The organism is Saccharothrix xinjiangensis, from assembly GCF_039527585.1.
In the GTDB taxonomy this organism is placed as follows: domain Bacteria; phylum Actinomycetota; class Actinomycetes; order Mycobacteriales; family Pseudonocardiaceae; genus Actinosynnema; species Actinosynnema xinjiangensis.
This window is the reverse complement of record NZ_BAAAKE010000022.1, coordinates 125,117-137,482: the sequence shown is the minus strand read 5'-3', so window position 1 is coordinate 137,482 and position 12,366 is coordinate 125,117. Positions and strand designations below refer to the sequence as shown.

Here is a 12,366-nt window from a genome sequence, read left to right as displayed (position 1 = left end):
GCGGTCGGTGGGCGACGCATTACAGAAGTCACTCGAACGGCGGCAGGACGCGCCATTCGCAGTCGGGTGGACTGGGCGGGTCGGCGCACGCCGTTGCGCCGAAGTGGCCCGAAGTGCCCGGTTGCGGCTGTTCGGTCCGATTGCCGGTCCGGAGCCCCGGACCCGTCACCAGGGCGGGCACTGCGCCTGCGTGGTCTCCACGTACCGGGACGTCTGGCCCCACTGGTCGGTGGTGCCGTCGCAGAACCGGGTGAACCCGCCCACCGACACGGTCCACGCGCTGTCGGCGTAGTAGGTCCTGGTGCACTGGTAGCCGGCCTTGCAGACCGGGATCGCCTGCGCGGGTGCGGCGGACAGGACGGTGGCCGCCATCGCCGAGGCGGCCGCGAGCACGCTGAACGAACGACGGATCATGGTGAACCCCTCAAAAAGCGTGATTTCTTTTCACGTTAGTGGGGTGGCGGCGGCGGGAAATCGCCCGATCGGTCCCAATGGGACGGGGTCCCCGGGGTGATGGTGGCCCGTCCCCCAGCACTGCTCCCCCCGGGACGGGCCACCGCGGACCATCCTGGCCCGACCGGCGTGCGCGAACCTTGCACAACCCTTGATTCCCGTGGTCGGATGCGCTACCCCAGTGCTGGGGGTGGGCAGATGGCGACGACGTCCCGGCTGGAGTTCCGGCTCCTCGGCGACATCGAGGTCCTGGTCGACTCCCGACCGGTGGACCCGGGTCCCGCCCGGCAGCGCTGCGTCCTGGCGGCCCTGCTGGTCGACGCCAACCGGGTCGTGCCGGTGGACCGCCTGGTCGCGCGGGTCTGGGGCGACGACCCGCCGCTGCGCGCCCGCGCCACCCTGCACAGCTACCTGTCCCGCCTGCGGCGGATCCTCGCGGAGCCCGACCTCCTCACCGCCCGGCGGCCCGGCTACGTGCTCGCGGTCGACCCCGGCGCCGTGGACCTCCACCGGTTCCGCCGCCTGGTCGCGCGCGCCCGGGAGGTGGGCGACGAGCAGGCCCTGCCCCTGCTGGAGCAGGCCCTCGGCCTGTGGCGCGACCAGGCCTTCGCGCTGCTGGACGCACCGTGGCTCAACCGCCTCCGCGACACCCTCGACCGGGAGCGGCTCGATGCCGAGCTGGACCGCAACGACCTGGTCCTGCGGTTCGGCGGGCACGCCGAGCTGCTGCCCGCCCTGTCCGCGCGCTCCGCCGAACACCCGCTGGACGAACGCCTCGCCGGGCAGGTGGTGCTCGCCCTGCACCACGCCGGGAGATCGGCCCAGGCGCTCGACCAGTACCAGCGGATCCGACGGCGCCTGGCCGAGGAGCTGGGCGTCGACCCCGGTCCCGCGCTCCAGCGGCTGCACCAGCTGATCCTGACCACCGACAGCGACACCGGCACCGGCACGCTCCCGCCCGTCCGGGTGCACACCCTCCCGCGCGACGTCGAGGACTTCACCGGGCGCGACCTCGAACGCGACCGGCTCCTCGGCACGTCCGCGGCGCTGACCACGATCGACGGCATGGCGGGCATCGGGAAGACCACCCTCGCCGTCCACGTCGCGCACCTCCTCGCCGACCGCTACCCCGACGCGCAGCTGTTCATCGACCTGCACGCCCACACGGCCGACCGCGAGCCCACCGACCCGGCCACGGCGCTGGGCGTCCTGCTGCGGTCCCTCGGCACTCCGGCGGAGCGGGTCCCCACCGGGGTGGAGGAGCGGGCCGCGCTGTGGCGGGCCGCGCTCGCCGGCCGGAGGGCCCTGCTGGTCCTGGACAACGCGTCCGGTTCGGCCCAGGTCCGGCCGCTGCTGCCCGGCGGACCCGGCTGCCGGGTGCTGATCACCAGCAGGCGGCGGCTCACCGACCTGGAATCCGCGCGGGGCGTGTCGCTGGAGGTGCTGCCGCACGACGACGCCGCCGGGCTGTTCGCCCGCGTCCTGGGCGAGGACCGCGCCGCGGCCGAACCCGACGCCGTGGCCGAGGTCGTCCGGCGGTGCGGTCGCCTGCCCCTGGCGATCAGGATCGCCGCCGCGCGGCTGCGGACCCGCCCGGCGTGGACCGTCGCGCACCTGGCCGAGCGGATCCGGGCCGGGTCGCCGCTGGCCGAGCTGGCCACCGGGGACCGGAGCGTCGCGGCGGCGCTGACGTTGTCGTACCAGGACCTCCCGCCCGACCGGCAGCGGTTGTTCCGGTCGCTCGGTCTGCACCCGGGCACCGAGGTCGGCGCGCACGCGGCCGCCGCGCTCGGCGACCTCGGCGTGGCGACCGCCGACCGCCTGCTGGAGGACCTGGTCGACCTGCACCTGCTGCACCAGCCCGCACCCGGCCGGTACCGCTGCCACGACCTCGTGCGGGCGTTCGCCGCGCGGCTCGCCGCCGACCTCGACACCGACGACGACCGGCGTGCGGCGCTGACCCGCCTGTTCGACCTGTACCTGCACGCGGCCGCCCGCGCGATGGACGTCATCGCGCCCCGGGAGAAGAGCAGGCGTCCCGATGTCGGCGCCGCCACCACGACCGTGCCGGCGATGACCGACTACGACGGGGCCATGGCGTGGTTGGAGCTCGAACGGGCCAACCTGGTGGCCGTGGCCACGCACGCCGGCCCGGACGGGTCCGACGGGCGGGCCGGCGACCTGTCGGCGATCCTCCTGCGCTACCTGGACCTGCGCGGCCACCACGAGGACGCGCTCGCCGTGCACGGCCACGCCCTGCTCACCGCCCGCGCCGGCGGCGACCGCCGGCTGGAGGGCCAGGCCCTGGGCAACCTCGGCACGGTGTACGAGCGGCTGGGCCACTACGGCACGGCGGCCGACCACCACCTGCGCGCCCTCGCCCTGGCGGAGCAGCTCGACGACCCGGCCCTGACCGGCCGCACGCACAACAACCTCGGCAACGTCCACCTCGCCGTCGCCGACCACCGGGAGGCGCTGGCGCACTACCTGCGGGCCCTGGACCTGGCCCGCGAGACCGGCGACCGGACCGGGCAGAGCCGGTCGGCGAACAACGCGGGCATCGTGCACGAACGGCTGGGCCACTACGACGCGGCCGTCGCCCGCCACCGGGAAGCCCTCGACCTGGCCACCGAGGTCGACGACGTGGCCGGGCGCGGTTACGCGCTCCACAGCCTCGGGAACGCCTACCAGCGGCTGGGGCGCCACGACGAGGCGCTGGCGCACCTCGGCCAGGCGCTCGACCTGGCCAGGAGCACCGGGAACCGCAGCCTGGAGGGCTACGCGGCGCAGGGCCTGGGGTACGTCCACCTCGGACTGGGCCGCCGCGCCGAGTCCGCCGACCACTTCCGACGTGCCCTGGACCTGGGTCGGGACACCGGGAACCGCGGCCTGGAGGCCGAAGCCCTCAACGGGCTCGGCGACGCCGCCCGCGCCGACGACCGACCGGCGCGGGCGGTCGCCTACCACCGGCGGGCGCTCGCGCTCGCCTCGGAGACGGGCGACCGGTACCAGCAGGCCCTCGCCCACGACGGCCTCGGGGACGCCCTCGGCGACACCCCGGAGGCCCACGACCACCGGGACCGGGCGCTGGCGCTCTACACCGACCTCGGCGTGCCGGAGGCCGGGACGACCGGATCGGCGGGCACGCGGGAACAGGAGGAAGCACCATGAGGGGTTCGTCCACTCGCGCCGCAGCAGCCGCGGCGCTCGTCGTGGCGCTCGTCGCGGCCCTCGCCGGCCCGACCGCGCCGGGGGCGCACGCCATCGTCCGCGGGCAGCCGGGGAGCCAGATCTACTTCGCCGCCTCGGTGCAGGACCGCGCCGGGGGCCACTTCTGCGGCGGCTCGCTCATCGATCCCTCGTGGGTCCTGACCGCCAAGCACTGCCTCCAGGGCAGGGCGATCGAAACGGTGCAGCTGCGCACCGGCACCCCGCACCACAATTCCGGCGGGACCCTGCACGTCCCCGTCCTGATCCGCCATCACCCCTCGGCCGACCTGGCGCTGGTCCGCCTGGGCGGGACGTCGAGCGGACGGCCCGTGCCGATCGCCGCCGCGTCGCCGCCCGTCGGCACCCGCACCCTCATCCTGGGTTGGGGTTCGACGTGCGTGAACACCTGGTGCGCGTCGGCTGTGGTCCACGAGCTGCCGACCTCGGTCCTGTCGGACGGCGCCTGCGCCGCCGACGTCACCACGATCTGCACCGACAACCCGTACGGCGGCGGCAACTGCGTCGGCGACGACGGCAGTCCCCAGGTCCAGGGTTCCACCTCGTCCTGGGAACTGGTCGGCACGGCGCTCAGGCCCAGCTTCCCGACTTGCGGCAGCGCGCCGTCCACCTACCTCGACGTCACGGCGTTCCGCGGCTGGATCAACAGCATGACGGGTATCGGGAGCTGACGCCGGCGCCGCGGCCGGGGAGCACCGGGTTCCCCGGACGGGGCGATTGATGGTCGGTGGTCCGACCGCGAAGGCTGGGACCACCGACCGAGGGGACGCGTCCACCATGCCGGAGCAGATCAAGAGCGTGAAGGCCCAGGTGCCGCAAGGGGTCGAGCTGAGCGACGGGAACGAGCGCGGCGTGAAGGTCGTCGTGCGGGTCAAGGTCGAGCGGGTCAAGGGGAAACCGGACACGCAGGAGCTGCGCGGCACCTACAGGTTCGACCCCAACCCGCACGACTACGCGAAGTACAACGACAAGAACGAGAAGGGCAAGTTCTACGGCAACGCCGCCAGGGCCGCGGCGAGGCTCGTCGAGACCAGGACCGACGACGGCTACGCGCTCGTCCCGGTGGAGCACTTCGAGTTCAAGTTCGGCCGGGAGACCTACCGCGCCACCCCGTGGACGGGGCCGATGCCCGGCACGTACAAGAACAAGTGGCGGGTCGACGGCCCCGAACAGGCCGGGTGAGCGGTCAGCCGGTGATGTCCAGTCGGCCGCGGACGGTGATCGTGCCGTCGTCCGCCGACAGGTCCAGGTCCACCGGCATCGCGTCGAAGTCCACGCCGTCGAGGTCCACGTGCAGGGTGGGCACCCGGTAGACCTCGAAGGAGATCCCTTCCAGGGCACCGCTGACGTACGGGCTGATGAACCCCGACAGCGCGTCCACGATCCACGACAGCACCTCGCTGACGAGGTCGCCGTCCGTCGGGGTGAGCACCAGCTCGAAACCGCCCACGGCGGCGGTGCTCGCGGACAGCACGGCGTCGTCCAGGGCCAGCCGCACGGTGGCGACCGGGTCCGGGTCCAGCGACAGGTCGAAGAAGCCGTCGGTCGACCCGCCGATGATCCACTCGATCCCGGCGGACCCGCTGCCGGACACCGAGGCCGTGACGTCGGTGGTGAGGTCGTCGGACACCCAGCCGTCGCCCCGGACGTCGTCCACGGTGACGGTCGCCTTGTAGTACGCGGTGCCGACGCCGATGTTCGTCTCGTCGTGCGGGCTGTCGCTCTGGCCGTCGAGGGCCCCGGTCGCGACGTCGGTGGCCGCCCGCACCGCGTTGGGGCCGAGGACGGCGAAGACCGGCTCGTCGGGCCACCGGTCGGGGTCCCGGCCCGGCGACTCCCCCTCGACGTCGGCGGTGAGCACCAGGTGGTCGTCGCCCACCCAGACGACCGGCTGGGTGAGCGAGATCCCCTCGACGTCCGGCACCGGCAGCGGGATGCCGGCCAGCAGCTGCCGCCCGACCTCCAGCGCGATCGGCACCACCTTGTCGTTGTAGACCCAGTCGTCGAACCGCCGCCCGGTCGAGACGGTCGCGCTCAGCGGCGTGGCGACGAGGTCGGAACCGGACGCGTCGACGGTGGCGGCGATCCGCACGGAGGCGGTGTCGTCGGCCGGTGTCCCGTCGACGGTCAGGGTGAGGTCCATCCGCGGCAGGTCGACGTGGAACGTGCTGCCGTCGTCGGACGACAGGTCGAACGTCGGGGCCTGCGAGACGTCCCAGTCCAGGGTGTAGTCCGTGCCGTCCTCCGAGAACGAGGCGCGGTCCTTGAAGTGGTCCGGGTACTGCCGCTCGTAGATCGCGGTGGCGATGTCGTCGAGAGTGCCGGACGAGAGCCCGAAGGCGACGTCGCTCATGTGTTTTCTCCCCTCAGAGGGCGTTGGCCGCCTTGGTGATGGCGCAGTTCTTCTCCAGCAGCTTCAGCGCTTCGGCCATCGTGATGCCGCAGACGTCGACGAGGGCCTGCGCCATGGCCTCGACGCTGTGCTTGCCGAGCTTGAGCAGGTCCTCCGCGACGTCGACCACCGATCGGCCGAAGTGCGTGAAGAGCACCTCGACGACCTCGACCGCGCTCTGCCCGACCCAGAGGACGCCCTTCAGGAGCAGCTCGAACCACTTCTCCACGTCGTCGAGGAGGGCCTTGAAGAACTCCGCCGCGTGCCCGGAGATCCACGTGGCGATCGCCCGGCCCAGGTCGGTGAACACGTCGGCGGAGACCGCGAGGTCCATGTCCGCGCCGAGATCGACACCCGACCAGGTGAGGTGGAGGCGGGCGGTCAGGCTCGCCGCCCGGTCCGACACCGCGCACGAGACCGACAGGCTCGCGCCGGGTCCCTCGACGTGGACGCCCTTGGGGATGATCGTGATCCCGGCCACGGTGACATCGCCCTGGAGCGTGAGGTCGAACTCGTAGGAGCCGCTGAAGCTCCCGGTGAAACCGTCCTCCGTGGACAGCGAGGCCGACACGTCGGTGTGGAAGATGCCGACCAGGTTCGTGCTGAAGGAGAAGGTGAAGCCGGAGGGGTCGGCGTGACCGCTGAACGACTCGGTCAGGCCGAGGAGCTTGATCCGGCCGGAGGCGTCGAAGTAGGTGCGGTGGGGCTGCCCGATCACCGTGGTGTCGATGTCGACGTGCGGTCCGGTCGTGCCGGTGGCGTCGGACAGCTCGACCAGGTCGCCGAACCGCACGGCCGGGACGATCGAGCCGGACGCGACGATGCCCTTGGCCCCGACCACGGCGTGGATCTCGACCGTCCAGTCGAAGAACGTCAGGTCCGCGTCGAGCCCGAGGCCCTCGGGGTAGACGTGCCGGTCGGGCGCGGTCCAGCCGTTGGGGTCGGCCACCACGTAGCAGTGCAGCCGGCGGATGGTGATGTCCCCGAGCAGCGGCACGCCGTCGAGGTCCGTCCCGGTGAACTGGCCGACGACCTGGGCCAGCGTCAGCCCAGCGGGACTCGTCGGGTCGAGGCTGAACACGAACGCGCTGGGTTCCTCGAAGTCCGTCACCTCGCCGCCGACGGTGAGCGCGAAGGCGTCCGGCCCGGCGCCGATGAGGAACCTGCCGAGCAGGCCGATCGTGAGGCCGGCGGAGTCGACGGCGAGGCTCAGGCCGAACTCGTCGACGGTGAGCCCGCCGATGCCGAACGGGTTCTTCCAGTGCTCGACGGTGATGGACAGGGTGAGCGCCGGCGGCTCCAGGGTGATCACGCCCCGGCCGGCGAGGTGGAGGGTCTCGCCGTGCACGGTGAACTTCACGTCCGCTTCGAGGGTGAACGCCTTCGGCGCCAGGGTCACCACGAGCGCGGTGAACTCGACCGACCCGATGGCGCCGGGGTGCGGGAGGGTGGCGCGGAGGTCGGAGTCGAGCGGGGTGGTGGTGTCGATGCGCGCGGCCAGGTCGAGTTCGACGCCCTGCGGCAGCACCTCCGCCAGGTCGCCCAGCGCGTCCTGGAGGAGCAGCGAGCCGGCGAACGTCACGCCCTTCTCGACCGGGTACGGCAGGTCGGGCAGGTCGGGGAGCGGTTCGGTCCACCGGTCGGTGGACAGCAGCAGCGAGGCTTCGCGGACGGCCAGGTGGTCGAACACCCCGCCGAGGTCGGACCAGATCGAGCCCGGGTTCCAGTCGGGCGCGACGACGACGCCCACGAGGAACCCGGCCTGGCCCGTGCCGTCCGCCGCGATGCCCGCGTAGGCGAGCCGCACCGCCGAGGCACCGGCGCGACGGGCCGCGAGCACCAGGTGGGCCTGCCCGAACTGCGCGACGTCGATCGAGGCGGTGGCCGAGAACTCGTAGCTCGCCGCGCCGGTGAGGCGGGCCTCGCGCCCGGACTCCTTGCCTTGCCGCACGACGACGGCGGCCCGGTCGAGGGTGATCCCGGGCAGGCCGGAGGTGGAGAGCACGCCCGCGTCGGCGAACGCGGCGGCGAGCGCGGTCAGCGACACCTCCGCCACCTCGCCCTTCAGCTCGAACCCGGTCGAGCGCACCGCGAGCGACGCGGCGAACGTCGCGACCGGTTCGCCACCGCGACCGGTGAGCGCGGCCTGCCCGGTGATCGCGCCGTCGAAACCCGCGCTCGACCGGTAGGCGAGGTCCAGCGAGGCCCCGGTGAGGTGGAACGTCGCCGCACCGACCGGCACCGGCCAGTCGTCGGCCACCGCGAGCCCGAACGAGTACTGCCCGCTGCGCAGGTCGGCCGACAGCTCCAGCCGGTTCAGGGTGAGGTCGGGCAGCCAGGTCGAGTTCGGCAGGAACTCGCGCACGACCTCCGACAGCGGCACGGGGGTGTCCGGGTCGAGCGCGCCGGTGAACGCGATGCTGGACGCCGAGTAGTAGGCCGAGACGTCGACGTCGTAGGCGTCGAGGAACCGGAACGTGCCGGCCAGCAGCGCCGAGACGTCCCTGCTCCCGGCCGGGTCCTCGACGGTGAAGGTGAGTTCGACGTCCGGGACGGACACCTGGCCGGGGATGATCTCCAGGGCCTGGCCGGTGCCGACGGTGAGCGCGACCGACGCCAGCCGGGCCGGTGCGAGCCCGGCGACCGCGCTCAGGTGGCGCAGCACGATCAGCTCCGGCACGGTCAGCACGTCCCGGACCAGGTCGGCGACCTGCGCCCCGTGCAGGAAGTCCGTGAACGCCGACAGCGCGTGCCGGGACGGGTCGGTGAGGTCGGCGTCCAGGACGAGGTAGGCGCGCAGGTCGCCGGTGCGCGCCGACACCGGCACGTCCGGCACGCCGTGCCCGATGGCGATGTCGCTGTCGAACCCCAGGCACGGGCCGGGTTCCGCCGCCGCGATCGCCGTGAACGTCAGCGGCAGCGAGAGCCCGCCGACCGACAGCGCCGCGGGCGGCCGGGTGGCGATCAGGGCGGTCGGCGCGTCACCGCCGCCGACCGGGCCGCGCGGGCCGAGCAGCCGCAGGTCCCGGAACGTGGCGAGCGAGGCCAGCGACCCCTGTTTCAGCACCTCGTCCGCGACCAGGTTCAGCCCCGCCTCGGCGGTCGGCCGGGCGGTGCTCGACCACTCCAGCCGGGGTCGGTCGAACACCAGGTCGACCAGCGCCGGCGCGGTCTGCCGCCACGACGGGAAGGACACGCCCGGGTTCCAGTCGTCCGGGGTCAGCACGACCAGCAGCGCGGCCCTCCCCTGGTCCGCCAGGTCGAACGTCAGCTCCAGGCGGGGCGCGTCGAGGCCGAGCAGCGCCGTGGACGTGCCGGTCAGCACGACCGCGTCGCCCCGCCGGTCCGGCCCGTCCACGGCGGTCAGCACCCACTCGCCGCCGGTCAGCGGGAACGAGTCGGCGACGAGGGCTCGGATGCCCTCCGAGCCCAGCGCGTCGGGCGCCATCGCGAAGGTGCGCCCGGGACCGCTGCCGGTGACGAGGGCATCGACGGCGCGCTCCAGCTCGTCCAGCGAGGTCGCCACGGCTCACCCGTCCAGGCGCTCGGTGAGCATCGCGCGGACGTTGGTGGTGATCGTCGCGCCCAACCGGGTCAGGAAGTCCCGGTCGCCGATCTCCTCGTTGACCCGGTCCAGCACCTCCCGCTTGTTCTCCGGCTGGTTCAGCTGGTCGTTGATGACCTGCTTGAAGCCGTCACCGATGTCCGCGTCGACGGTGATGTCGTCGGTGTCGGCGCTGACGGCGAGGGCCGTGCACGTGATGGTCAGGGTGTCGAGGGCGTTGTGCGAGCCGCCGCTGGTCGGGAGGGTGATGTCGACCGAGGCGTGGGAGACCGTGACGGTGTAGGGCCCGTCGAAGGGGTCCTGGTCGCTGATGGTGACGGTCGCGGTCCCGGTCAGCGTCAGCGGCGCGGTCAGGGTCCGGTCCTCCTGCCGCCCCTCGGGGTCGCGGACCTCCACCTCGGTGCCGTCCGGCAGGGTCGACAGCAGCGCGGTGGCCGTGACGCCCGGGTCGAACGCCAGGTTCCCGGCCGGGGTCAGCGCGTTGGCCGCGCCGACCATCCGGTTGTCCGTCAGGGTGACGGAGGTCGGCGTGCCCAGCACGTCCACCTGGAAGTCGATCTCGTCCGGGGAGTACGGGTCGAGCGTCGGCGAGGTGATCCCGAAGACGGCGGCGGGCAGGTAGTAGTCGCTGCCCGGGTCGTTGACCGCGGCGCGGAAGCGGTCGAACAGGTTGTCGTCCACGGAGGCCGACCCGGAGGCCGTGCCGACGGTCCGGTCCAGCACCGAGCGGAGGTTCGTGGTCAGCCCGCGGGCCAGGTCGTCGCGGTTGTCGGGTTGGTTGAGCGTGTCCTGGATGCGCGCGACGAGTTCGGCCTGCCCCTGGGCGCTGGTGAACGCCTCCGTGGCGGCGTTCTTCCAGATGCTCGGGTCGGCGTAGGGGTTGTTCGGCTCAGGGGTGAGCTGGTCGAGCGTCAGGGTCGGGTGCCCGTCCTCCGCCGCGCCGCGCACGGTCAGCGCGTCGATCCCGACGGCGGGTTGCCCCTCGCCGTCCAGGGTGAGGGTCCAGTCGACGTCGGCCCACAGGTCGGTGACGGACACCTGGAACGTGCCGGAGCCGGCGGCCACGAAGGTGGGCCAGTCGAAGGGCGCGGTGTGGTGCTCGGTCGTGACCTGCTTCGTCTTGGTGTCCTCGATGCTGATGGACTGGGCGAGGCGGTAGGTGCCGGTGAGCGTGACCGCCTGCGGCAGGTCCGGGAAGGTCCCGAACGCGATGGTCACCCGGGAGCGGTAGCCGGCGCCCTCGCGGGTCACCGTCAGCTCGGGCTCCAGGCGGGCGTTCTGGAGGCCGTCGACGGTGGCGTCCGAGACGTCCAGGGTCGGCTCCTCCTGCCCCGGTGTCGGGATGCCCTTGAACTGCCCGAGCGTGACGGGCGGGTCGATCTGACCCTTCTTGATCTCGCGGCCGAAGGTGGCGTTGAACCCGGAGACGAGCAGGCCGGTGACGCTCGTGCCGGTGTCGCCGGTCAGGGTCCCGAGCTGCCACCGGTCGGCGTGCGGCGGCAGCACCCTGTCGCCGCCGTCGTCGGTGAGGTCGGTGAGCACGGTGGGCAGGTAGAACCTGGTGCCCGCCTGCGCCATCCTGGGTTGGAGGGTGTTGAACACGAATCGGAACAAGCCTTCGCCCACGGTCTGCTCCCGGTGGTGTGTGGCGGTCAGCGGCCTCGGTCGACCACGTGCAGCGCGATCCGCTCCAGCGCGTCGCGGTAGGGGTTGCGGGGGAAGGGGCGCAGGTACTCCAGCGCGTCCAGCGCCTGCGTGCGGGCGTCGGCGTACGCGCGGGCGAACCCCGCCGTGGCGCGGACGTCGTCCACCAGCGGGGTCAGGTCGTCGGGTGCGGGCGCTCCGCCGCGCAGGAACCGGCTCAGCCGGTGCCCGTCGCCCAACTCCTCCATCGCGTACACGATCGGCAGGGACAACCGGCGGCGCGCCAGGTCGACACCGCGCGGCTTGCCGGAGGCCGACTCGTCCTGGGTCAGGTCGAACAGGTCGTCCATGACCTGGAACGCGCGCCCGACGCGGCGGCCGTAGTAGCCGATGCGCCGCACGTCCCGGGTGCGGCCGTCGACCAGCGCGACGCCGGACTCGCAGGCGAGCGCGAACAGCACGGCGGTCTTGCGGTCGATCGTGCGCCAGTAGCGCTCCAGGAGCACCTCGGTGCTCCACGACGGGTCGACGCGCAGCTCGTCCAGCTCGCCGCAGCAGATCCGGTAGGCCACGTCCAGCACGGACTTCACCAGGCCGAGGTCGCGCTCGGTGTCGATGCACTCCACGAACCCGCGCACGGCCTGCACGAACTGCATGTCCCCGACGATGATCGCCTGGCCGGGTCCGCGCGCGGAGTTGACCGACGGCACGCCGCGCCGGACCGCGGACTCGTCCACCACGTCGTCGTGGATGAGGGTGGCGACGTGCAGCATCTCCAGCGACACCGCGCCGCGGGCGACCTTGTCCGGCAGCTCGCCCGGCCCGTGCACCAGGTGCGCGGACAGGGCCAGCAGCAGCGGGCGCAGTTTCTTGCCGCCCTGGTAGAGGGCGCGTTCGGCGTCGGTGAGGTAGTCGCGCTGCGGCGCGAGCGCCTCGTCGAGCAGCGCGTGGTACCGGTCGAGGTCGGCGGGCAGCAGCGTCCGCCAGGCCTCCGCGACCGGGTCGGTCCGCGGACCCGGCCGCAGCGCGGTGACCGGCGGCGCCTCCCCGGCGGCGGTCACCGGCGGACCTGCCCCGGCGGCGG

At 73.2% G+C, this 12,366-nt stretch carries 8 protein-coding genes; 3 read left to right on the top strand and 5 right to left on the bottom strand.

The genetic code is table 11. The features are described from left to right. Positions 1-165: 165 nt before the first annotated feature. The gene (locus tag ABD223_RS32130; protein WP_344040413.1) at positions 166-414 is read right to left on the bottom strand and encodes a DUF6289 family protein; all 249 of its coding nucleotides are present in this window, start codon (positions 412-414) and stop codon (positions 166-168) included. Between the two features lie 237 nt (positions 415-651). Here ABD223_RS32130 and ABD223_RS32125 point away from each other — a divergent pair, with 237 nt between their 5' ends. The 3 genes from ABD223_RS32125 to ABD223_RS32115 all read left to right on the top strand — a co-directional run bounded on the left by ABD223_RS32125 (position 652) and on the right by ABD223_RS32115 (position 4,863). Next, positions 652-3,624 (top strand): AfsR/SARP family transcriptional regulator, encoded by a 2,973-nt coding sequence (locus ABD223_RS32125; protein WP_344040412.1) that lies wholly within the window; start codon positions 652-654, stop codon positions 3,622-3,624. Then, a complete protein-coding gene (locus tag ABD223_RS32120; protein ID WP_344040411.1) occupies positions 3,621-4,352 on the top strand; it encodes a S1 family peptidase in 732 nt (243 codons plus the stop codon). Before ABD223_RS32125 ends, ABD223_RS32120 begins: the two co-directional genes overlap by 4 nt. A gap of 106 nt (positions 4,353-4,458) precedes the next feature. Next, on the top strand, positions 4,459-4,863 hold the full coding sequence (locus tag ABD223_RS32115; protein ID WP_344040410.1) for a hypothetical protein: 405 nt from the start codon (positions 4,459-4,461) through the stop codon (positions 4,861-4,863). Between the two features lie 4 nt (positions 4,864-4,867). Here ABD223_RS32115 and ABD223_RS32110 read toward each other — a convergent pair whose 3' ends face one another. The 4 genes from ABD223_RS32110 to ABD223_RS32095 are packed head-to-tail and all read right to left on the bottom strand — an operon-like array spanning position 4,868 to position 12,343. Then, a complete protein-coding gene (locus ABD223_RS32110) occupies positions 4,868-6,034 on the bottom strand; it encodes a hypothetical protein (protein WP_344040409.1) in 1,167 nt (388 codons plus the stop codon). Between the two features lie 13 nt (positions 6,035-6,047). Beyond that, entirely contained in the window at positions 6,048-9,599 is a 3,552-nt protein-coding gene (locus tag ABD223_RS32105; protein ID WP_344040408.1) for a hypothetical protein, read from the bottom strand. Positions 9,600-9,602: 3 nt separating this feature from the next. Beyond that, positions 9,603-11,264, bottom strand: coding sequence for a hypothetical protein (locus tag ABD223_RS32100; protein WP_344040407.1), 1,662 nt, complete (start codon positions 11,262-11,264; stop codon positions 9,603-9,605). Positions 11,265-11,290: 26 nt separating this feature from the next. Then, positions 11,291-12,343 (bottom strand): polyprenyl synthetase family protein, encoded by a 1,053-nt coding sequence (locus ABD223_RS32095; RefSeq protein ID WP_344040406.1) that lies wholly within the window; start codon positions 12,341-12,343, stop codon positions 11,291-11,293. Positions 12,344-12,366: the final 23 nt, after the last annotated feature.

What these genes read in the sequence shown, in the direction of transcription:
- ABD223_RS32130 (WP_344040413.1), bottom strand. Translation starts at nt 414, where the DNA reads ATGATCCGTCGTTCGTTCAGCGTGCTCGCGGCCGCCTCGGCGATGGCG.
- ABD223_RS32125 (WP_344040412.1), top strand. Translation starts at nt 652, where the DNA reads ATGGCGACGACGTCCCGGCTGGAGTTCCGGCTCCTCGGCGACATCGAG.
- ABD223_RS32120 (WP_344040411.1), top strand. Translation starts at nt 3,621, where the DNA reads ATGAGGGGTTCGTCCACTCGCGCCGCAGCAGCCGCGGCGCTCGTCGTG.
- ABD223_RS32115 (WP_344040410.1), top strand. Translation starts at nt 4,459, where the DNA reads ATGCCGGAGCAGATCAAGAGCGTGAAGGCCCAGGTGCCGCAAGGGGTC.
- ABD223_RS32110 (WP_344040409.1), bottom strand. Translation starts at nt 6,034, where the DNA reads ATGAGCGACGTCGCCTTCGGGCTCTCGTCCGGCACTCTCGACGACATC.